The 21,077-nt window shown below is 70.4% G+C and carries 16 protein-coding genes; 11 read left to right on the forward strand and 5 right to left on the reverse strand.

The window, feature by feature from the left end; all coding sequences use genetic code 11:
* From ENSA5_RS08825 to hpf, 5 genes are all read left to right on the forward strand, one after another.
* A partial coding sequence (locus ENSA5_RS08825) for a hypothetical protein (RefSeq protein WP_219906755.1) occupies positions 1 to 829 on the forward strand: 829 nt, incomplete at its 5' end.
* A gap of 61 nt (positions 830 to 890) precedes the next feature.
* A complete protein-coding gene (locus ENSA5_RS08830) occupies positions 891 to 2,423 on the forward strand; it encodes an acetyl-CoA carboxylase biotin carboxylase subunit (RefSeq protein ID WP_106391192.1) in 1,533 nt (510 codons plus the stop codon).
* A gap of 138 nt (positions 2,424 to 2,561) precedes the next feature.
* Positions 2,562 to 4,196: a CTP synthase gene (pyrG, locus tag ENSA5_RS08835; protein ID WP_106391193.1), complete on the forward strand. Its 1,635-nt coding sequence runs from the start codon at positions 2,562 to 2,564 to the stop codon at positions 4,194 to 4,196.
* 197 nt (positions 4,197 to 4,393) lie between these two features.
* On the forward strand, positions 4,394 to 5,920 hold the full coding sequence (gene rpoN / locus ENSA5_RS08840) for an RNA polymerase factor sigma-54 (protein WP_106391194.1): 1,527 nt from the start codon (positions 4,394 to 4,396) through the stop codon (positions 5,918 to 5,920).
* A 39-nt stretch (positions 5,921 to 5,959) separates the two neighbouring features.
* The gene (gene hpf, locus ENSA5_RS08845; protein ID WP_106391195.1) at positions 5,960 to 6,583 is read left to right on the forward strand and encodes a ribosome hibernation-promoting factor, HPF/YfiA family; all 624 of its coding nucleotides are present in this window, start codon (positions 5,960 to 5,962) and stop codon (positions 6,581 to 6,583) included.
* On the opposite strand, the gene ENSA5_RS08850 is transcribed toward hpf, so the two are convergent.
* Positions 6,570 to 9,599: a serine/threonine-protein kinase gene (locus tag ENSA5_RS08850; protein WP_181197542.1), complete on the reverse strand. Its 3,030-nt coding sequence runs from the start codon at positions 9,597 to 9,599 to the stop codon at positions 6,570 to 6,572. The two genes, hpf and ENSA5_RS08850, sit on opposite strands and share 14 nt — an antisense overlap.
* Positions 9,600 to 9,721: 122 nt before the next feature.
* On the opposite strand from ENSA5_RS08850, the gene hprK reads away from it, so the two are divergent.
* The 6 genes from hprK (at position 9,722) to ENSA5_RS08880 (ending at position 15,541) form a co-directional block, all read left to right on the forward strand.
* Positions 9,722 to 10,759 (forward strand): HPr(Ser) kinase/phosphatase, encoded by a 1,038-nt coding sequence (gene hprK / locus ENSA5_RS08855; protein ID WP_106391197.1) that lies wholly within the window; start codon positions 9,722 to 9,724, stop codon positions 10,757 to 10,759.
* Positions 10,759 to 11,652 (forward strand): RNase adapter RapZ, encoded by an 894-nt coding sequence (gene rapZ / locus ENSA5_RS08860; protein WP_106391198.1) that lies wholly within the window; start codon positions 10,759 to 10,761, stop codon positions 11,650 to 11,652. The genes hprK and rapZ overlap by 1 nt, the downstream gene beginning before the upstream one ends.
* Before the next feature lie 218 nt (positions 11,653 to 11,870).
* Complete coding sequence (locus tag ENSA5_RS08865) at positions 11,871 to 12,386, forward strand: PTS sugar transporter subunit IIA (RefSeq protein ID WP_106391199.1); 516 nt, start codon at positions 11,871 to 11,873, stop codon at positions 12,384 to 12,386.
* Positions 12,387 to 12,402: 16 nt separating this feature from the next.
* On the forward strand, positions 12,403 to 12,678 hold the full coding sequence (locus ENSA5_RS08870) for an HPr family phosphocarrier protein (protein ID WP_106391200.1): 276 nt from the start codon (positions 12,403 to 12,405) through the stop codon (positions 12,676 to 12,678).
* 18 nt (positions 12,679 to 12,696) lie between these two features.
* Positions 12,697 to 14,580, forward strand: coding sequence for a phosphoenolpyruvate--protein phosphotransferase (ptsP, locus tag ENSA5_RS08875; protein WP_181197543.1), 1,884 nt, complete (start codon positions 12,697 to 12,699; stop codon positions 14,578 to 14,580).
* 4 nt (positions 14,581 to 14,584) lie between these two features.
* Positions 14,585 to 15,541 (forward strand): alpha/beta fold hydrolase, encoded by a 957-nt coding sequence (locus ENSA5_RS08880; RefSeq protein ID WP_106391202.1) that lies wholly within the window; start codon positions 14,585 to 14,587, stop codon positions 15,539 to 15,541.
* Between the two features lie 804 nt (positions 15,542 to 16,345).
* On the opposite strand, the gene ENSA5_RS08885 is transcribed toward ENSA5_RS08880, so the two are convergent.
* The 4 genes from ENSA5_RS08885 to atpG form a co-directional block, all read right to left on the reverse strand.
* The gene (locus ENSA5_RS08885; RefSeq protein WP_106391203.1) at positions 16,346 to 17,704 is read right to left on the reverse strand and encodes a M20/M25/M40 family metallo-hydrolase; all 1,359 of its coding nucleotides are present in this window, start codon (positions 17,702 to 17,704) and stop codon (positions 16,346 to 16,348) included.
* 182 nt (positions 17,705 to 17,886) lie between these two features.
* Positions 17,887 to 18,360, reverse strand: a complete 474-nt coding sequence (locus ENSA5_RS08890) for a F0F1 ATP synthase subunit delta/epsilon (RefSeq protein ID WP_106391204.1) — start codon at positions 18,358 to 18,360, stop codon at positions 17,887 to 17,889.
* Positions 18,361 to 18,391: 31 nt separating this feature from the next.
* Positions 18,392 to 19,942, reverse strand: coding sequence for a F0F1 ATP synthase subunit beta (gene atpD, locus ENSA5_RS08895; protein WP_106391218.1), 1,551 nt, complete (start codon positions 19,940 to 19,942; stop codon positions 18,392 to 18,394).
* A gap of 111 nt (positions 19,943 to 20,053) precedes the next feature.
* Positions 20,054 to 21,040 (reverse strand): ATP synthase F1 subunit gamma, encoded by a 987-nt coding sequence (gene atpG / locus ENSA5_RS08900; RefSeq protein WP_106391205.1) that lies wholly within the window; start codon positions 21,038 to 21,040, stop codon positions 20,054 to 20,056.
* Positions 21,041 to 21,077: the final 37 nt, after the last annotated feature.

Raw genomic sequence — 21,077 nt, forward strand, 5'->3', positions numbered from 1 at the left:
TTCCCCTGCCCCCGCCCGCGCCGCCACCGCCCAAGCCGAGCCGCGCCAACGCTTCCTCGCCATGAACCTCGCCCCCAAGCCGCCGCCCGAGCTCGAGTTCGTCGCCGAGGATCGACCGGCCGAGATCTGCGAGCGCGTCGCCGGCTACGCCCTGCGCGAGGCCGGAGCGTGGGCGCGGCGCCGCTTCTTTGCGGCCGTGGCGGTCGCGCTCGGGCGCGCGGGCCCGCGTGAGGGCGGGCTCGAGGCGGGCGCCGAGCTGGCCCGCGAGCTCGCCCGCCACGTCCGCGAGCCCTGGGTCCGCGACGGCATCGAGCGCGGCCTCGACCTGTTCACCCTCTGCGTCGACGAGACCGGGCGCCGCTGCGTGGCCGCGCTCGTCGCCGAGTACTTTGGCTGGCGCGAGGCGCCGGACCTGTTCTTTCATCGCGTCGGCTCGATCTTCGCCCGGCGCTCGGCCGCGGAGCTCGTCCGCACGGCCCGGGTCACGGCCGGCTACGCGTGCATGCCCAAGCCAACCCTCGACGAGCTCCGCCTGGTCGCGTCGGTCCCGTGTCGGACCGGCGCGACGAGCCGCGAGCGGCGGCTGACGATCGTCAGCTTCAGCGGCGACCCCTTCCGCGAGCGGCTGCGCAGCGCCACGCAGATCCCGAGCCTCGGCAGCGACGGCTTGCTGGTCGCGCTCGCCGACGCCGGGCTCGGCCTCCTCGCCCAGCTCGACGACACCGAGCTGCCCGTGCCCCTCGTCGGCCGGCCGCTGCTGTGGTTCCCGCGCGAGGCCGACCACGATCTGCGCCGCCTCCACCTGATCCTCGCCAGCGCGATCGCGTGAGGCTCGCGCCACGGGCAGCGCCCTCGACAGGCGCCGGCGCGCGGGCGAAGCTCTCGGCGGCGTGAGCGAGCGAGAGCCTCCCTTTAGCAAGATCCTGGTCGCAAACCGCGGCGAGATCGCCCTGCGGGTGTTCCGGACCTGCCGCGAGCGCGGCATCCGAACGGTCGCCGTCTACAGCGACGGCGATCGCAACGCCCCCCACGTCGCCGGCGCCGACGAGGCCGTTCACATCGGGCCCACGCCCTCGGCCGAGAGCTACCTCCGCGCCGACAAGATCATCGCCGCGGCCCAGCAGACCGGCGCCGACGCGATCCACCCCGGCTACGGCTTCTTGTCGGAGCGGGCGAGCTTCGTCGAGGCCTGCGCCGCCGCGGGGATCGTGTTCATCGGGCCGGGGACCCGGGCGATGGAGCTCATGGGCGACAAGGTCCGCGCGCGCAAGGCCATGATCGCCGCGGGCGTACCGCTGGTCCCGGGCCGCGAGGACGTCGACGACGTCGAGGCCGCGCTCGAGGCCGCCGCCGAGATCGGCTACCCGCTGATGCTCAAGGCCTCGGCCGGGGGCGGCGGCAAGGGCATGCGCGTCGTCCACGACGAGGCCGAGCTGCGCCGGGGCTTCGCGGCCGCCAAGCGCGAGGCCGAGGCCGCGTTCGGTGACGGGCGCCTGTTTGTCGAGCGCGCGGTCATGGCCGCGCGCCACGTCGAGATCCAGCTGATGGCCGACGCCCACGGCGAGGTCGTGTACCTCAACGAGCGCGACTGCTCGGTGCAGCGCCGCCATCAGAAGGTCATCGAGGAGGCGCCCTCCCCCGGGGCCCAGATGACGCCCGCGGTCCGCCGGGCGATGGGCGAGGTCGCGTGCCGCGTGGCCAAGGCCGTCGACTACGTCGGGGCCGCGACGGTCGAGTTCTTGTTCGAGGAGCAAGACGGCGGCGAGCCGCGCTTTTACTTCCTCGAGATGAACACCCGGCTCCAGGTCGAGCACCCCGTGACCGAGATGACCACGGGCCGCGACCTCGTCTGGGACATGATCCGCGTCGCCGCCGGGCGGCCGCTCGGCTACACCCAGGCCGAGGTCGGCCTCGACGGTCACGCGATCGAGTGCCGGATCTACGCCGAGGATCCGCTCCGCTTCCTGCCCAGCCCCGGCCCGCTCCTGCGCCTGCGCTGGCCCGAGGGCCCGGCCCTGCGCGTCGACGCGGCCGTGCGCGAGGGCTGCGAGGTCTCGAGCCACTACGATCCGATGATCGCCAAGCTCGTCGCCTGGGGTCCGACCCGCGCCGTCGCGATCGAGCGCATGCGCCGGGCGCTCGAAGACACGGTCGTGCTCGGGATCGAGTGCAACATCGCCTTTCACCTCCGGGTCCTCGCCGAGCCCGACTTTCGCGCGGGCCGCTTCGACACCCACTACATCGACCGGCACCCGTCGCTGACCAGCGCGACCGCGCTCGACGAAGATCACTCGCGCGCGATCGCGGCGGCCGCGGCCGATGCAGCCTCGCTCGCCCAGACCCGGCGCGAGGCCGGCCGCTCCGACGCGGCGACATCCCGCGAGTTCTCGGCCTGGCAACGCGCGCTGCGAAACAGGGGCTAGCAGCCCCGGCTGCTAGCAGCCCGGAAGGCCCGGACTCCGAGTCCGCGGGCTGGCCCTTGGGACCGGCTGCGTGGCCAAAGTCGGGCCCGCATGACACGCGCTTGACCGAGCTGCCCGATCGTGACAGTTCGTGAGCCCGTGCGGCGGCGCAATACCCCCAAACGGACCAAATTCATCTTCGTTACCGGCGGCGTGGTGTCGTCCCTCGGCAAAGGCTTGTGCGCCGCGTCGATGGGCGCGCTGCTCGAGAACCGCGGGCTCAACGTCGGCCTCCAGAAGCTCGACCCCTACCTCAACGTCGACCCCGGGACGATGAGCCCGACCCAGCACGGCGAGGTGTTCGTGACCGACGACGGGGCCGAGACCGACCTCGACCTCGGCCACTACGAGCGCTTCGTGTCGCGGCGGATGTCACGGCACAGCAACTACACCTCGGGCCAGATCTACCAGGCGGTGCTCGAGAAGGAGCGCAAGGGCGACTACCTCGGCCAGACCGTGCAGGTCATCCCGCACGTGACCAACGAGATCAAGCAGGCGATCCTCAAGGCTGCCGAGGGCACCGACGTGTTGATCTGCGAGATCGGCGGGACCGTCGGCGACATCGAGTCGCTGCCCTTCCTCGAGGCCGTCCGTCAGCTCCGCTTCGAGCTCGGGGCCGACAACGCGGCCTTCGTCCACCTGACCTTGCTGCCCTATCTGCCGACGGCCGGCGAGATCAAGACCAAGCCGACCCAGCACTCGGTCATGAAGATGCGCGAGATCGGCATCCAGCCCGACATCCTCGTGTGCCGCTCCTCGCACCCGATCGAGGCCGACATCCGCGAGAAGATCGCGCTGTTCACCAACGTCGCGCTGACCCACGTGGTCCCGATGCTCGACGCCGACACGATCTACGACGTGCCCTTGATGCTCCACGAGACCCGGCTCGACGACGCGGTCTGCGAGCTGCTCAACATCTGGAGCCGCGAGCCCCAGCTCGACGAGTGGCGTCGGATCGTCGACGTGATCAAGCACCCCGCGCACCAGGTCAAGATCGGCGTCGTCGGCAAGTACACCGACCTCCACGAGTCCTACAAGAGCCTGTCCGAGGCCCTCGTCCACGGCGGCATCGCCAACAACGCGGGGGTCGAGACCGAGTTCGTCGACGCCGAGCAGATCTCGGCCCGCGGACCGGGGATGCTCGCGGAGCTCGACGCGATCCTCGTGCCCGGCGGCTTCGGCGAGCGCGGCAGCGCGGGCAAGATCGAGGCGATCCGCTGGGCCCGCGAGAACAAGGTCCCGCTGTTCGGCATCTGCCTCGGCATGCAGCTCGCGGTCATCGAGTACGCCCGCCACGTCGCGGGTATCGAGGACGCCCAGAGCACCGAGTTCGAGGCCAGCGCCGACCAGCCGGTGATCGCGTTGATGGACGAGCAACAAGACGTGACCCACAAGGGCGGGACCATGCGCCTGGGCGCCTACGACTGCGAGCTCGTGCCCAACACCCTCGCCCGCCGGATCTACGGGGCCGCGCACATCCGTGAGCGCCACCGTCACCGCTGGGAGTTCAACAACAGCTACCGCGAGCGCCTGAGCGAGGCCGGGCTGATCCTGTGCGGGCTGTCGCCCGACGGCACGCTCGTCGAGATGGTCGAGCTCCCGGCTCACGCTCACCCCTACTTCATCGGCTGCCAGTTCCACCCGGAGTTCAAGAGCCGGCCGACCGCGCCGCACCCCTTGTTCACGGCCTTCATCGCCGCCGCGCTCGACCACGGCAAGCGCCGGGGCGCCTGAGGGCGCCTCAGCCTCCGGGTCGACCGGCCCCATGGCTGGCGGCTTCGGACGAGATGCGAGCGGTGCCCCACGCGCCCGTCGGTTCACAATCACCACCCGGTGATTTTCGCAAGTGCAATCCTGCGGGCGGTGCGGGCGGTCGCTCCTGATTTCCGCTTGGGCCCTTCGCGCTCGATCTGATAACCTGATCGCGCCTCATGGTTCTGCATATGCGCCAAGAGCTGCGGATGTCCCAGCAGCTCGTGATGACCCCGCAGCTGCAGCAGGCCATCAAGCTCCTTCAACTGAGTCGCATCGAGCTCCAAGACCTCGTCCGCAACGAGCTGCTGGAGAACCCGCTCCTCGAAGAGTCCCAGGAGATGGGCACGACCAACGAGGAGCCGGTCTCGGCCGTCGAGATGCAAGACGGCGTCGAGCGGCAGGGCGACACCGGGGACGGCGAGACCAAGCCGGCCGAGGCGCCGAGCCAGGAGGTCAAGGCCGACGAGCCCAACGTCGACAATTTCGACTGGGAGGCCTACCTCCAACACCACTCGCTCTCGGGGCCCCTGCCCTCGGGCGGCGTCCGCCCCGACGACGACCTGCCCGGCCTCGAGCAGACCATGGCCGACGAGGAGACCCTCGTCGAGCACCTGATGTGGCAGGTGCGCCTGTCCAATTTCTCCTCACTCGAGGAGGAGGTCGCCGAGTACGTCGTCCGCAGCGTGTCCGGGGCCGGCTACCTCAACGTCAGCGTCCCGCAGATCGCCGCGCGCGTCGGCTGCTCGACGCTGCTCGTCGAGCAGGTCCTGCGCCGGGTCCAGCAGCTCGATCCCCTCGCGATCGCCTCGCGCAACCTCGCCGAGGTCCTGTGGATCCAGGCCCGCCACCCCGAGCACCCGATCGACGACCCCCTGGTCCTGACGATCATCGCCAAGCACCTGCCAAACCTCGAAAAACGCGCCTACCCGGCGGTGGCGCGCGACACGGGCGAGGCCCTGGAAGAGGTCTACGAGGCGACCAAGATCATCATGGGCCTCGAGCCGCGCCCGGCCCGGCAGTTCGTGTCGGAGTCGCCGCAGTACGTCACCCCCGACGTCTACGTCCACAAGATCGGCGAGGAGTACGTCGTCACGCTCAACGACGACGGCCTCCCGAAGCTCAAGATCTCCAACTACTACAAGTCGGCGATGCTCGCGGACAGCAAGGCCAAGGCCAAGGGGCAGACCCGGTCCAAGGGCGACGGCGGCCAGGCCAAGGACTACATCACCGAGCGGCTGCGATCTGCGCAGTGGCTGATCCGCTCGATCCAGCAGCGCCAGCGGACCATCCTCAAGGTCACCAAGTCGATCCTCGGGTTTCAGCGCGAGTTCTTCGAGAAGGGTCCGCAGCACCTGCGCCCGCTGATCCTCAAAGACGTCGCCGAGGACATCGAGATGCACGAGTCCACGGTCAGCCGCGTGACGACCAACAAGTACGTCCACACGCCGCAGGGCATCTACGAGCTCAAATACTTCTTCAACGCCGGGATCTCCAAGCGCGGCGGCGGCGAGCTCGCGTCCGAGGCCGTCAAAGAGAAGATCAAAAAGCTCATCGAGGTCGAGGACCAAAAGAAGCCCTACAGTGATCAGAAGCTCGTCGAGCTCCTCCGCGACGAGGGCATCACGATCGCGCGGCGCACGGTCGCCAAGTACCGCGAGCAGCTCCACTTGCTGTCGAGCTCAAAGCGTCGCAAGTTATTTTGAACCCCGCACCAGACCACCTTGAAAGGGAGGTAGCAATCGATGCAGACCCAGTTCGTGTTCCGTCACATGGACTCATCCGACGCGCTTCGCAACTACGCCGAGGAGCGCCTCACGAAGATCAAGCGTTACTTCTCCGATCCGCTCAAGGTCAACTGCACCTTCGCGGTCGAGAAGATCAACCACATCGTCCAGTTCGACGTCACGCTGCGCAACGGCCTCCAGCTGCACTCGTCGGAGACGACTGAGAACATGTACAGCTCGATCGACATGGCGCTGGCCAAGATGGAGCGTCAGGTTCGGCGCTACAAAGACCGGATCACCAACCACAAGCCCCACAAGGGCAAGGCCGCGCGCGTGCGGCAGACCGTGCTGGCGGGGGACTCACTCGACGAGCCCGAGACCATGGTCGAGGCCGAGCGGCGCCGCGCCGCCGAGCGCGAGGACCCGACCCGCAAGCTCGACGAGGCCGCGGCCAAGATCGTCCGCGAGAAGGAGTTCCGCGCCGAGGGGCTGACGGTCCAAGAGGCCGTCATGCAGCTCAACTTGATGCACAAGCAGTTCTTGGTGTTCACCAACACCGAGACCGGCGACATCAACGTGATCTACCGGATGGGCGACGACTACGGGCTCATCGAGACCCGCGGCCACGTCAACGACGCGTGAGCCAGTCCGCGCACGCTGCGGCGTGACCCGACCAATTGGGTCCGGCGCGGCGTAGGCTGTTCAACCCCGTCTGCGCGAGGAGCTTGGCTGAGTCGAGCTCGCTCGCGGAGGCGCCGGCCTGGGCGCGCGCGAGCAAGCACTGCACCTCACCGAGCTCGCCGGGCTCGCCTGCCCGCCCACGGATCTCGAGCGCGCGCGTCAGCGGTTCGAGCGCCGCGGCGGGGTGACCGAGGGCGAGCTCGCCCTCGCCCACGCCGACCAGGGAGTACGCGGTGTAGGCGTGGTCGGGCCCAACGCTGGCCTCGCAGATCTTCAGCGCCCGTCGGTCGTGGATGAGGCCCTCGCGCGGATCCCCCTGCGCCCGCGCGATCAAGGCCAGGTTGTTGAGCGCGATCGCGACGATGGGGTGCTCGGGGCCGTGGATGCGCCCGGCCCCGGACAGGGTCCGCTCGCAGACGGCCCGGGCCTCGACCTGCTCGTCGAGCTTGTAGAGCGTGAAGCAGAGGCTGTTGGAGGTCCTCACGCCGAGCGAGCTGCGCAGCTCCCCCGCCTCGCCGCTGCGCTCGAGGATCGCCTCGAACTGCGCGCGCGCCTGCTGGTGATCACCGCGCAGGTCGTAGGTGACCGCCAGCGACTGCAGCGCATCGATCGTCCCGGAGTGCGCGGGACCGAAGGACGCCTCGGCGATCTCGACTTGGCGCCGCGCGTCGTCGAGCCCCGCGCCGAGCTCACCGGTCGCGTTCGCCAGCGCCATGCGTGCGCGCAGGGGGCCGAGCAGCAGCGGGTGGTCGGCGCTCAGGCGGCGCTCATAGACCTCGATCACGCGGTTGAGCTCGGTCGCGGCCTCGACGAGGCGGCCGTCGTCGCCGAGCGCGACGGCGAGCCCAAGCCGAATTTCGGCGGTCCGCAGATCGGCGGCGCCGTAGGCCTGCTCGGCCAGCCGCGTCGCCGCGCCGAGCTGCTCGAGGGCCTCGGGGTAGCGGAGGTTGCGAGTCAGCGTGCGCCCGAGCGCCCAGGCGCGCTCGAGCTCGGCCTCGGGCGGCGCGCCGAGCCGACGCGAGAGTCCAGCGGCGATCGCGAACCAGCGCCGCGCGAGCTCGATCCCCTGGTCCCCGGGGCCAAAATTGTCGGCGCGGATCAGCTCCGTCGCGGTGTCGAGGGCGAGGCGATCGTGACCGAGACCGAGCGCGAGCTCGTGGGCGCGAAGCAGGTGCGCGCGGGCGCCGGCGTCGTCATCCGACAGCCGCGCGAACTGCCCCTCGAGCTGCTCGAGCTCGGCGAGCAGCGGCTCGTAGCCGAGGCGCTCGACCGACGCGCGGAGGCCCGCGAGCTCCGTCCCGACCTTGGCCAGGCGGGCGGCCCCGATCCGCGCCTCGAGCCGAGCAAAGGCCTCGCGGACCGCAGACACGGCCGCGGCCTGGTCGGCGGGCGGCGGCGCGACCGCGCGGAGGGTCTCGACGTCGGCGCAGGCGTCGAGCTCGGGCAGGGTCGAGACCAGCTGCGGGGCGTCTCGCACGAGCTCGGCGTCGGCCTCGGCGAGCAGATCGACGAGGGAGTCGGCCTGCTCGCGACGCTGGGCCAGGCACGCCATGCGCATGTCGTAGAGCTCGGCCGACTGCTCGTGGCGGGTCGAGCAGGTCTCCGTGTAGGCCTCGGCCCAGGCCTGTGACCACGCCTCGACCCCCTGGCTCACGGCCGCGAGGCTGGTGTCGGCGTAGCCGAGCTCGAGGGACTCGAAGTGGCGCCGGAGCTCGGCCTCCCGCGTCGAGCTCCAGGTCTGGGCGATCTGAGCCCGGCCCTTGGCGCAGGGATCGCTCGGCTCGCGCTCGCCGCGGGCCAGCCACGCGGCGGTCGTCGCTGCGAGCACCGCGACGACCACGCTCGCGACCGCCCACGGCCAGCGCCGCGGGCTCGCCTCGACCCGCAGCGCGGCGAGCAGGCTCGGCATGTCCTCGAAGCGCGCGGCCGGCTCGCGGGACAGACCGCGCATCAAGGCGCGGCCAATGACGGCGGGCACCGGGCTGTCGCGCGGCGGCGGCCGAAGCTCGCCGAGGGTGACGGCGGCGGCGAGCTCGAAGAAGCGCGTGCCCGCGAAGGGCGGGTAGCCATAGAGCGCCTCGTAGAGCGCGACGCAAAACGAGAACTGGTCCGAGCGGGCGTCGGCGACCTCGCGCTGGAACTGCTCGGGGGCCATGTAGCGCGGCGTGCCGACGATCGCTCCGACCGCGGTCAGGGCCGCCGTCGGGCCGGCGGTCCCGGGCCCCGCGGTCTCCTCGAGGTCTGGGTCGCCGTCGGGGTCCCTTCGCTCGGCCCCCAGCGAGGACGAGTCGAGCCCCTGCTCCTGCCCCGGCCCGTGCCCCTGCCCCTGCCCACGGACTCGAGGGCTCGCCGCTTCGTCCGCGCCCTCATCACTGTCCGAGGGTCGAACCAGCCCGAAGTCGGCGACCCGCGCCCGACCGTCGGTCCCGAGCAAGACGTTGTCGGGCTTGAAGTCACGGTGGACGAGGCCCGCGGCGTGGGCCGCCGCCAGGCCCTCGCCCGCCTGGCGAAAGAGCTCGACGATCTCCGCCCAGCTCCGGGTCTCCTGGTTGAGCCAGCGCCGGAGCGTGACCCCGTCGACGTACTCCATCGCAATCCAGACCGAGCCGCGGTGGCTGCCGACGTCGAACACCGAGACCACGTTGGGGTGCGAGAGCCGAGCCATCGCCTGGGCCTCGCGCTGGAGCCGGCCGTGGGCGTCGGCCGAGCCCCGGTCCGGGCGCACGAGCTTGAGCGCCACGCGGCGATCGAGGCGGGGGTCCCAGGCGGCATAGACGACGCCCATGCCCCCGGAGCCGAGCTTGCGCAGGACCACGAAGCGCGCGATCTGATCGGGCTGAGCGGCGGCGGCGGTGAGCGCTGCCCCGTCGTCGCTGAGCTGGGTGTCCTCGAGCGAGTCGGGTCCGCGCGTCATGCCCAGGTCGCCCCCGGGCGATGGCGCAAGCGTCGCGTCGGGGTCGCTGGTCTCAGGGCCCACGCGCGGATGCTACAAAGGACACGCGCCCAAGGACACGGCGTTCCAGGCCCACCAGCGACCAAGCTCACGGGCCCCGCGGGTCACACCTCCCGTCGGACTCCGCTTCGTGCCAACCTGTGCCCATGCGCCGCGACGCCACCGCGGAGGTCAGCAGCCTCCTCGCCGACGACTCTGCGTCACTCAAGCTCGAGGTGCTCTCGGACTGGGGCGGCCTCGACCGCCTCCTGATCCGGCCCCGCATCCAAAAGCCCGGCATCGCGCTGTCGGGCTTCGTCAAGCACGTGTTCGGCGACTGCCTTCAGGTCCTCGGCCTGACCGAGGTCGACTACCTGCTCAGCATCGGTGAGGACGAGGCCCGCGCCGGGCTCGAGGCCTACTGCAAGCGCAAGCTGGCGGCGATCGCCCTGACCCGCGGGCTCGAGCCGCCGCCGCCGCTGCTGGAGGTCGCCCGCGACCACGGCATCCCGGTCATGCGCACGCCGCTGATGACCTCGAGCTTCATCGCCCGCGTGACCCGTCGGCTCGAGGAGCTGCTCTCGCCCCGGGCCAACATCCACGGCGTGCTCGTCGACGTCCTCGGCGTCGGGCTGCTGCTGATCGGTCGCAGCGGCGTCGGCAAGAGCGAGGCCGCCCTCGACCTGGTCTTGCGTGGTCATCGGCTCGTCGCCGACGACGTCGTCGAGGTCACCGTGCGCCCGCCCGACACGATCTGGGGCGCGGCGACCCAGCTCCACCAGCACCACATGGAGATCCGCGGCATGGGGATCCTCAATATCACCCACCTGTTTGGGGTCGCGGCCGTGCGCGACAACAAGAAGATCGAGGTCGTGGTCGAGCTCTCGGATCTCCACGAGGACGACTACGACCGGCTCGGGACCGAGAACAACAACTGGCCGATCCTCGGCGTCAACATCCCCCTGGTTCGGATCCCGCTCCGGGCCGGGCGCAACATCTCGTCGCTGATCGAGGTCGTGGCCCGCAACCAAATCCTGAAGTTCCGCGGGATCGACTCGGCGCGGGAGTTCCAGGAGAAGATCGCAACCCACATCGCGCTCACGACCGGGACGGCGCCCGAGCCCGCCCCGCCCGAAGACGGCGCGCCGACCAAGCAGCTGCCCGGCCAGAGCACGGGCCTGGTCTCCCTCGGCGAGGTCGAGTGATGGAGATCCTCGTCGTGACCGGGCTGTCGGGCGCGGGCAAGTCGACCTGCCTGCGCGCGCTCGAGGACCTCGGCTACTACTGCATCGACAACCTCCCGGTCCCGATGCTGCCGGCCCTGGTCGAGACCAAGCTCGCGTCCCCGGCCCCGCACCCCGGCCCCACGCGCCTGGCGATCGGCATCGACGCCCGGGCCGAGGAGCACCTCCACGCCTTCGCCGAGGTCCGCGAGCAGCTCCTCGCCGAGGGTCACACGATCGAGGTCCTGTTCCTCGAGGCGCCCGACCCGACGATCGTGCGCCGCTTCTCCGAGACCCGGCGGCGCCACCCGATGGGCGAGCTGCCCGAGGCGATCCGGCTCGAGCGCGCGCGCCTGCGCGAGCTCCGGGCCCTGGCCGACGCGGTGATCGACAGCGAGAACTCGAGCTCTCGCCAGCTGCGTCGCCTGGTCCGCGATCGCTACGGCACCCGCGGCGGCGCCTTGCACCTGGTCTTGATGTCCTTCGGGTTCAAGAACGGGCTGCCGAGCGAGGCCGATCTGGTGTTCGACGCCCGCTTCCTCCAAAACCCCTTCGATGTCCCCCAGCTCCGCGCCAAGGGTGGCTTCGACGGGCCCGTGCGCGACTACGTGCTGAGCCAGGACGACGCCCGGGAGGTCCTCGAGCGGGTCGAGAGCTGGCTGCGCTTTCAGGCCCCCCGCACGATCCACGAGGGGCGCTCGTACCTGACGGTCGCGCTCGGGTGCACGGGCGGCCAACACCGCTCGGTCGCCCTGACCGAGGAGCTGCACCGGCGCCTCGCTAGCGAGCCCGTGGCCGAGCCGGCCCCGGTCCTCACGGTTCGCCATCGCGATCTCGAGCAAGCCCTCGCCGACACGGCTCACCTCGCGTGCTAGCAAACAGTTTCGAGCGCGGATTTCCTCCAGCCCTGCGCGGACCCCCAAGGGCCGCGACGCCGCCTCATCAACGAGCCCGAGCGGCCCGCCGTGAGCCCCGGAGCGGACCTCGGGCACCCAGCACTAGCCATTGCGGTCAGTGCGCGCCACCGCCCCGATGTTGCGCTTTTGTTTCGGCGGATGCAGCATCTGTTACGCAGAGTCGATGATCACGGTCGATGCAACAGCCGATGCAACAGCCGATGCCCGCCGAAGCTAGCCCTTCGCCGGCCCCCTCGGTCGAGCCCAGCGACAGCTCGGCGGCCAAGTGCGGGATCGTGCTGATCGGCCACGGCAACACGGCGTCGGCGCTGCTGGCGGCGGCCCGCGACATCATCCCCGGCGATGGCCTCGCCGACATCATCGCAATCGACGCCGGGGCCGGCCAGACCCCGGAGCTGCGCGCCGGAGTCTGCAGCGCCGTCGAAGAGGTCGACGAGGGCCGCGGCATCTTGCTCCTGACCGACCTCATGGGCTCCAGCCCGTGCATGTGCGGGCTCAACGAGAGCGCCGGCCACGGCCTCGCGCTCGTCACCGGGCTCAACCTCGCGATGCTGACCAAGCTCGCGCTCGCCGATCGCCGCTCGTCTCTGCGCGAGCTCGCCAACGCCTGCGCCGACTCGACCCGCCGCTCGGTCTGCGTAAAAATCCGCGACGAGCTCGCCGACAGGGCCGACGAGCCGAACGACGACTGAAGACACGAGATACGCGATGGGGCGCAGCAAATCGAGCGAACTCGAGATCGTCAACCCGCTGGGCCTCCACGCCCGCGCTGCGGCCAAGCTCGTCGGCCTCGCCAACAAGTACGAGTCCGAGATCTGGATCGCCAAGGACGGCCAAGAGGTCAACGGCAAGAGCATCCTCGGCGTCCTGATGCTCGCCTGCGGCCAGGGCTCGAAGATCTCGCTGCGGGTCGAGGGCCGCGACGCCGACAAGGCTCACAGCGCCCTGTCCGAGCTCGTCGGCGACGGCTTCGGCGAGATGTGATCCGCTACCATCAACGCCGTGGCGAACGAGAGCGACAGCCCCGAGTTCCCTGAGCTGCGCGAGGTCTCATCGGTCCACGACGGAGCGCTCGAGACGGTCGAGCTCCGCGGCAACGCGGTCAGCCCCGGGCTCGCGATCGGACCGGCCTACGTCGTCGATCGGCGCGAGGTCAACATCCCCCGGACCCACATCGAGCGCGAGGCGGTCGACGAGGAGCTCCTGCGCTTTCGCGTCGCGCTGCGCGGCGCCCAGGATCAGCTCGAGGCGATCAAGGGCCGCCTGACCCACGGCGAGCACCGCCAGATCCTCAAGGCGCAGCAGATGATGCTGCGCGACCCCGACCTGATCCAGCGGACCGAGGCGCTGATCAAGGCCGACCTGATCAACGCCGAGTGGGCGGTCAGCCGCTCGGTCGACGAGATCCGCGAGACCCTCGCCAAGGCCACCGATCGGATGTTCCGCGAGCGCCAATTCGACGTGGCGTTCATGGGCGAGCGGCTGATCACGACCCTCGGTGGCGAAGAGAGAGACGCGATCACCCCGCCCGAGGGCTCGGTCGTGGTCGCCCACGATCTCAGCCCGGCCGACACCGCCCAGCTCGCTCGCTACCAGGTCACCGGGCTCGTGACCGAGGAGGGCGGCCAGACCTCGCACACGGCGATCATCGCCCGCGCGCTCCAGATGCCGGCCGTCGTCGGCGTCGACGATCTGCTCGAGGCCGTCGAGACCGGCGACCTGGTGATCGTCGACGGCGTCCACGGCCTCGTCCACGTTCGCCCGAGCCCGGCCCAGATCGACGCGCTCGAGCTCGAGGTCGAGCGCTACGTCGCCTTCGAGCAGAAGATCCACAAGGAGCACGCGCTCCCGGCCCAGACCTTCGACGGCGAGACCGTCCACCTCCGGGCCAACCTCGCCCTCGACGAAGAGATCGACGCCGCCCGCCACTCGGGCGCCGAGGGCGTCGGGCTCTACCGGACCGAGTTCATGTTCATGAACCGCGAGAACGCCCCGAGCGAGGAGGAGCACTACCGCAGCGCCAAGGCCCTGCTCCAGCGCTGGGCGCCCTACCCGGTCCGCATCCGCACCTTTGATCTGGGCTCCGACAAGCAGTGCCCCTCGCTCTCGACCGGCGAGGTCGAGGCCAACCCGGCGATGGGCCTCCGTTCGATGCGCCTGGCCCTGCGCCGACGCGAGGAGTTCCTCGCCCAGCTCCGCGGGCTCCTGCGCGCGGCCCTCCACGGGCCCCTGCAGATCATGCTCCCGCTCGTCAGCGGGCTCGAGGAGCTCGCGGCCGGGCGCGAGGCCTTCAACGAGGCCCGGGCCCAGCTCGTCGACCAAGGCATGCCCCACGCCGCGCACGTGTCGGTCGGCGTGATGATCGAGGTCCCCTCGGCCGCGGTCATCGCCGACCTCCTCGCCCGTCACGTCGACTTCATGAGCATCGGGTCCAACGACCTCATCCAGTACACCCTCGCGATCGACCGCGAGAACGACGACGTCAACTACCTCTACGAGCCCCTCCACCCCGCGATCTTGCGGATGATCAAGCTCACCTGTGACGCCGGCGCCAAGGCAGGGATCCCGGTCTCGCTGTGCGGAGAGATGGCCGCCGACCCCCGCTACACCTGGGTCCTGGTCGGGCTCGGGCTGCGCGAGCTCTCGATGCAGGCCTCGGCGATCCCGGTCGTCAAGAACATCATCCGCTCGTCGAGCCTCGACGAGATGGAGGCCCTGGCGGCCGCGGTGCTCGAGTCCGAGACCGGCGACCACGCCCGGCGCCTGGTCCTGGACCAGATCAGCGAGCGCTTCGGCGAACACCTTCAGCACACCGCGGGGCTGAGCCCCGACGACGACGAGCAGGCGCGGATCTCCGCGGTCGGCCGCAGCTTCGCCGAGGCCTGAGCCCATGGTCCGCCTGCCCGAAGATCGCTCGCGCTTGCTGCCGATGGCGCCCGGCCGGCTCTGGATCCAGGATCTCGGCCCGACCGACGAGCCCGGCCTCGACGACCCGCCGCCGGTCCTGATGCTCCACTCGCTGCTCGTGACCGGGTGGGACTTTCGCTTCCTCGCCGAGCCCCTCGCGGCCGCGGGTCGGCGGGTCCTGGTTCCGGATCTGTTCGGCTGCGGCAACTCCGATCGCCCGGGCGCGCCCGACACGACCGGCTACGGCTTCGCCTGGCACGCCGAGCTGCTCGCGCGGATGCTCGACCGGCTCGGGCTCACGCGGGTCGACGTGATCGGCCACGGCTACGGCGGCAGCGTCGCGATTCACCTCGCCCGTCGGCTCGAGCGGCCCCACGGTGAGCACCGCGTCGCGCTCCGGCGCCTGACCCTGATCGCGCCCCACTGCCTCCCGGTCGCGGCCCCGATCGCCCTGCCCGGGCCGATGCCCCGGCTCCACCGGGCGTGGAGCTGGGTCGGCTTCGCGCCGCTCGTGTTCCGGACCGCGTTTCGCCGGGCCGATCTGCGCCGCTTTCTTCGCCGCTCGCTCTCGATCCCGGAGCAGCTCGACAGCGAGCCCCTGCGCAACGACGTCGACGTCTACTGGGATCGGCTGTGCCGCGACGGCGGGCTCGAGGCCGTCCAGGCCATGCTCGCCCAGCTCGACCGCCTCCACGAGATCGCCCCCGACGGCGTCCGCGAGCGCCTCCACGCGGCCGCCCGCTCGATCACCAGCGAGACGATGCTGATCTGGGGCGACCACGACGCGATCGTCCCGAGCGCCCTCGCCGAGCGAACCCAGGGCTTGCTGCCGGGCGCCGAGCTGCGGATCATCGAGGGCTGCGGTCACGCGCCGCAGCGCGAGCGGCCCGAGGCCCTGCGCGAGGTCCTCGACAGCTTCGGGCGGCGCATGAACGACTGAGGGTAGACGCCCGCGGCCGCTGCACGAGCGAGCTCAGGCGAGCGCCCGATCGACCCTCGGACAACCTGGAGCCACGAGGAGCGACGAGACGGTCGACCCCCTCACATTTCGGTCCAGCCCAACCCCACGAGCGAGTCGACCGCCTCGAACTTTGGTCCAGCTCAGCCCGCGAGCGAGTCGACCGCCTCGAAATTTGGTCCAGCTCAGCCCGCGAGCGAGTCGACCGACTCGAAATTTCGTCCAGCTCAGCCCCGCGAGCGGGTCGACCGCCTCGAAAGTGGTCGAGCCCTGCCCCACGAGCGAGTCGACCGACTCGAAATTTCGTCCAGCTCAGCCCGCGAGCGAGTCGACCGACTCGAAATTTCGTCCAACTCAGCCCGAAGGTCACCTGGGTCCCCGAGACATCGACCTGCCCTCACCGAGCGCCGGGTCGACCCACCCGAATTTCGAGCCGCACCCAACGCCCGCGCAGGTCGACCCACCCGAATTTCGAGCCGCACCCAACGCCCGCGCAGGTCGACCCACCCGAATTTCGAGTCGAGCCCTACATCCACGTAGGTCGACCCCCCTAAAGTCGAGTCGAGCGCGACATCCACGTAGGTCGACCCACCCAAAAATCGAGTCGAGCGCGACATCCACGCAGGTCGACCGCCCCGAAAATCGAGCCGAGCTCGACGGGCGGGGCGCTCCGGTCGCGATCGCGCCGCCTCGGGCCCAGCTCGACGGGGGTCGACCCCCGAAGCCAGCTCGCCGCGCGAGTATCCAGGGCGCTCGGGTCGAGCTCGAGCGCCCCCTGGCCGGCCCTCAGCCGCGCGCGAGCTGGGCGAAGGCGTGGACGTAGGACGCGATGCCGCCCTTGGCCTGGCGCCAGTCGAAGCGCTCGTTGGGCGCGTGGTAGCCGTGCTCCGGCAGGCTCAGCGGCATGAAGTGGATCGGGACGCCGAGCTCCCGGGCCATCTGCGGGACCGCGCCGATCGACCCGCCCTCGCGCACCAGCGCCGGGCGCTTGCCGAAGCCCTCGGTCATGCCGTGGACGATCGCCTCGTGGACCGGCCCGGTGATCGGGCCCTGGTAGGGGTCGAAGCTGCCGAGGCCCTCGACCTCGACGGCGGGGTTGTACGAGGTCGCGAACTCCGCGAGCGCCATGAGCAGCTCCTTGGGGTTCTGACCGGGGACCAGGCGAAAGCTGATCTTGAGCTCGCCCTCGCCGGGCACGGTGCTCTTGATCCCGGCCCCGGTGTAGCCCCCGACGAGCCCGTGGATCTCGTAGGTCGGCCGCGCCCACATCCGCAGCATCATCTCGAGCGGGACGTCGGTCTCGAGCCGCTCGAGCTGGTGACACTCGCGGAAGTAGTCGGCGTCGAAGCCCGTGCGGAGGTAGCTCTCGACCTCGACCTGCGGCGGCGCGATCGCGTTGAGCTTCCAGAACTCGGCGTTGCCGATCGCCGTGGCCAGCGAGGCCAGCTCGCGCAGGGGGTTGCGGGCGACGCCGCCGGTCAGGCCCGAGTGGGTCTCCTTGGCGGCCGTGCGCAGGCGCAGCGAGGCGAGGAGGCCCCCGCGCAGCCCGGTCGAGATCGCCGGGTGCCCGGCGGAGGGCCAGATCGTGTCGGACACGATGACCGCGTCGCCGGCGAGCAGGTCCTTGCGCGCGCGCAGGATGTCGCTGAAGTTGGGGCTGCCGATCTCCTCTTCGGTCTCCCACAACAGCACGACCTCGATCGGCAGCTCGTGGCGGGTGATCCACTCCGCCGCTCGCAGGGCGCACAGCGCCGGGCCCTTGTCGTCGGTCGTGCCTCGCCCGAGGTAGAGGAACTCTCGCTCGGGGTCGGGCCGGACCTCGAAGCGAAAGGGGTCTTCCTGGTCCCAGTTGGCCGCCGTGGCCGGCTGAACGTCGAAGTGGTTGTAGATGACGATCCGGGCCTTGGGCGCCGGGTGGCCAAAGCGTCCGATCACCGCCGGCGTCCCGCCGCTCGGCACGATCTCGACCTCGGCCCCAGCCTCACCCATGACGGCGCGCGCGACCTCGACCCCGGCGAGGATCGCCGAGGGATCCGTGACCCCCGGGCTGATCGTCGGCTGCTCGACGAGGGTCCGGAGCGTGTCGCGGAACCAGGGCTCGGAGTCGGCTACGAAGGTAGGTAGATTCGTGAGGGCATCAGACATGAAAAACCACCGATAGAGGCTAGCGAGTGGGTCTTACCACGGACCCAAGCTCGTGCTTTTCGCAGATAGGTCGCCCGAGGCGCCTCCACGTCCTCGGATTAAATCAATACACCCAAGCGCGCGAACCTGGCAGGTTCACGCGCCTGGGCGCAGTAAATGCGGCCGCCTTGGCCGCCTCGCGCTCAGGCCTGGCGCGCGCGCAACTGGGCGTCGAGCCAGGCGCGGCGGGCTTGGAGCTTGAGGACCTGGGCGTCGTCGAGGGAGGCGCTCGCGTGCTGTGCGAGCTCCTCGACGACGGACGCGTGCTGCTCGTTGACCGCGTCGAGCTCGACCTCCCACGAACGCACCGCGCGCTCGGTCAAGATCGTGACGCTGCCGGCCTCGGAGACCTCGAGGAAGCCCGCGCCGACGGCGAGGCGTCGGTCTTCGCCGCCGTGACGGAAGCGGACCACGCCGGGCACGACCGGGGTCAAGAACGGGACGTGGCCGGGGCGCACGCCCATCTCGCCGAGCGCGGCCGGGAGCTCGACGCCCTCGACCTCGATCGGACCGAGCTCCTTGCTGGCCGCGCTGCCCTTCGAGCCGCCCTCGCCAACGCGAAGATCGACGCGCCCATCAGGGGTCAGGATATCGAGCTGGAGGTACTCGTCGGCCATGGTCGTGCTCTCTACTTACTCGGGGCGGGCCTCAGCTGGCCTGCTTCTCGGCTTCGCGCTTCTTGGCTTCTTCTTCGAGCAGGCGCTTGTGGTGAGCGACGACCTCGTCGATCGCGCCCTTCATGTAGAAGCAGACCTCGGGCACGTCGTCGTGCTTGCCCGCGATGATCTCCTCGAAGGAGTCGATGGTCTGCTCGCGGGTCAGGCGGCGGCCGTCGGCGCCGGTGAAGATCTTGGCCACGTCGAAGGGCTGGCTGAGGAACTTCTGGATCTTGCGCGCGCGGGCGACGAGCAGCTTGTCCTCTTCGGACAGCTCGTCCATGCCGAGGATCTTGATGATGTCCTGGAGCTCCTTGTACTTCTGGAGGATCCGCTGGACCTCGCGGGCGATCTCGTAGTGACGCTCGCCGACGACCTCGGGGGTCAGGATCGTGCTCGACGAGTCGAGGGGATCGACGGCCGGGTAGATGCCGATCTCGGTCAGCGCGCGGCTGAGCACCGTGGTCGCGTCGAGGTGGGCGAAGGTCGTGGCCGGGGCCGGGTCGGTGAGGTCATCGGCGGGCACGTAGATGGCCTGGACCGAAGTCACCGAGCCCTCGGTCGTGGTCGTGATCCGCTCTTGCAGCGCGCCCATCTCCGTCGACAGGGTCGGCTGGTAGCCGACGGCGCTGGGGATGCGGCCGAGCAGGGCCGAGACCTCGGACCCGGCCTGGGTGAAGCGGAAGATGTTGTCGACGAACAACATCACGTCCTGGCCCATCTCGTCGCGGAAGTACTCGGCCTGGGTCAGGGCCGAGAGCGCGACCCGGGCGCGGGCGCCGGGCGGCTCGTTCATCTGGCCGTAGACCAGCGCGACCTTGGAGTCCTCCGTGCGCAGCTCGAGGACCTCGCTCTCGTCCTCGTTGAGGTCGGCGCTGATGACCCCGGACGAGATCATCTCGAAGTAGAGGTCGTTGCCCTCGCGGGTCCGCTCGCCGACGCCAGCGAACACCGAGTAGCCGCCGTGGGTCTTGCCGACGTTGTTGATCAGCTCCTGCAAGAGCACGGTCTTGCCGACGCCCGCGCCGCCGAACAGGCCGATCTTGCCGCCGCGGCGATAGGGCGCGAGCAGATCGATGACCTTGATGCCGGTCACGAAGGGCTCGACCTTGACGCTCTGATCGATGAACTCGGGCGCCTTGCGGTGGATCGGGCGGAACTCGGTCGCGTCGATCGGGCCGCGCTCGTCGACGGGCTCGCCGACGACGTTCATGATCCGGCCGAGCACGCCCTTGCCGACGGGCATCATGATCGGCGCGCCGGTGTCGCGCACTTCCATGCCGCGGGTCAGGCCGTCGGTCGTGTCCATCGCGATCGCCCGGACCGTCCGCTCACCGAGGTGCATCGCGACCTCGGCCGTGAGGTTGTTGGCCTTGTCGTTGATCGACGGGTTGGTCACGTGCAGGGCGTTGTTGATCTCGGGCAGCTCGCCGTCGAACTCGACGTCGATGACCGGGCCAATGACCTGGGTGATGTGACCGACCTTGGCCGGGCCGCTGGGCGCGCCCGCGTCGGACTTCTTGTCCGAGAGCAGCCCCGACATGCTCGGGGTCTCGGGCTTGGGCTTGGGCTTGTCGCCGAGGGACTCGAGCGGGTTCGAGAGCGGCGGCGAGAACAGCGAGTTCTTCTTGTCGTCGTCAGACATGGTGGGTCTTCAACCTTTGAGGGCTTCGGCGCCGCCGATGATCTCCATCAGCTCGCTGGTGATCGCAGCCTGGCGTTCGCGGTTGTACTGCAAGGTGAGCTCACCGATGAGCTCGGTCGCGTTGTCGGTCGCCGAGTCCATCGCGGTCCGGCGGGCGGCGACCTCGGCAGCGGACGAGTTGTAGAGCGCCTGCTGGATCGCGGTCTCGAGCGCGACGGGCAGGAGGTGATCCAGGAGCTGCTTGCTGTCGGGCTCGAACGCGCGGATCGCATGGACGACCGCGGCGCGGGCGGGATCGGGGACCCCGTCGCCGTCGAGATCGACGGGCTCGGGGACCGGAACGGGCAGGAGCTTGTCGCTGTGGACCTCCTGCGTGATCACGTTCTTGAAGTAGTTGAAGACCAGGCGGACCTCGGCGACGCGCAGCTTCGGCGCCTCGTCCTCGCCGCCCTCGCCTTCGGCGCCCTGGCCCTCGCCCTCGGCCTTCCAGGTGCCCGAGAACAGCGAGATCGCCTCGACGGCCACTTGCTTGGCGACGTCGATGACCTCGTCGGACTTGGTCGGGGCGTGGTGGTGGCTGAGCGCGGCCTGCTTGTAGGTCTTGAGGTAGCCGCGGCCCTTGCGACCGACGGTGACCACGTGGGCCTCGCGGCCCTCCTCGCGCAGCGCCTTGATCTCGCGCTCGACCTGGCGGTTGACGGCGGAGTTGAAGCCGCCGCACAGCCCGCGGTCGGCGGTCACGACGATGAAGCCGACGGCCGTGTTGTCGGGGTCGTCGGACGGACGCAGGAGCGGGTGGAGCGCGCCGGGGTCCTCGAGCTCACGCAGGATCTCGCCGACGATGCCGGCCATCCGCGTGCCGTACTCGCGCGCGTTCTCCATCGCCGTCTGGGCTCGGCGCAGCCGCGCCGCGGCGATCCGGCTCATCGCCGAGGTGATCTTGCGCGTGCTCTTGACCGAGCCGATGCGGTTGCGGATTTCCTTGAGGTTGGCCATGGCGAGGGGGCTAGCGGGGTTGTGAGGCTAGCCGGGG

The organism is Enhygromyxa salina (assembly GCF_002994615.1).
Classification (GTDB): domain Bacteria; phylum Myxococcota_A; class Polyangia; order Nannocystales; family Nannocystaceae; genus Plesiocystis; species Plesiocystis salina_A.

Excerpts from the sequence above, each read along its gene's own strand:
- rpoN (WP_106391194.1), top strand. The coding sequence starts at position 4,394 with ATGGTTCTGCATATGCGCCAAGAGCTGCGGATGTCCCAGCAGCTCGTG.
- hpf (WP_106391195.1), top strand. The coding sequence starts at position 5,960 with ATGCAGACCCAGTTCGTGTTCCGTCACATGGACTCATCCGACGCGCTT.
- hprK (WP_106391197.1), top strand. The coding sequence starts at position 9,722 with ATGCGCCGCGACGCCACCGCGGAGGTCAGCAGCCTCCTCGCCGACGAC.
- rapZ (WP_106391198.1), top strand. The coding sequence starts at position 10,759 with ATGGAGATCCTCGTCGTGACCGGGCTGTCGGGCGCGGGCAAGTCGACC.
- ENSA5_RS08865 (WP_106391199.1), top strand. The coding sequence starts at position 11,871 with ATGCAACAGCCGATGCAACAGCCGATGCCCGCCGAAGCTAGCCCTTCG.
- ENSA5_RS08870 (WP_106391200.1), top strand. The coding sequence starts at position 12,403 with ATGGGGCGCAGCAAATCGAGCGAACTCGAGATCGTCAACCCGCTGGGC.
- ENSA5_RS08880 (WP_106391202.1), top strand. The coding sequence starts at position 14,585 with ATGGTCCGCCTGCCCGAAGATCGCTCGCGCTTGCTGCCGATGGCGCCC.
- ENSA5_RS08885 (WP_106391203.1), bottom strand. The coding sequence starts at position 17,704 with ATGTCTGATGCCCTCACGAATCTACCTACCTTCGTAGCCGACTCCGAG.
- ENSA5_RS08890 (WP_106391204.1), bottom strand. The coding sequence starts at position 18,360 with ATGGCCGACGAGTACCTCCAGCTCGATATCCTGACCCCTGATGGGCGC.
- atpD (WP_106391218.1), bottom strand. The coding sequence starts at position 19,942 with ATGTCGGGGCTGCTCTCGGACAAGAAGTCCGACGCGGGCGCGCCCAGC.
- atpG (WP_106391205.1), bottom strand. The coding sequence starts at position 21,040 with ATGGCCAACCTCAAGGAAATCCGCAACCGCATCGGCTCGGTCAAGAGC.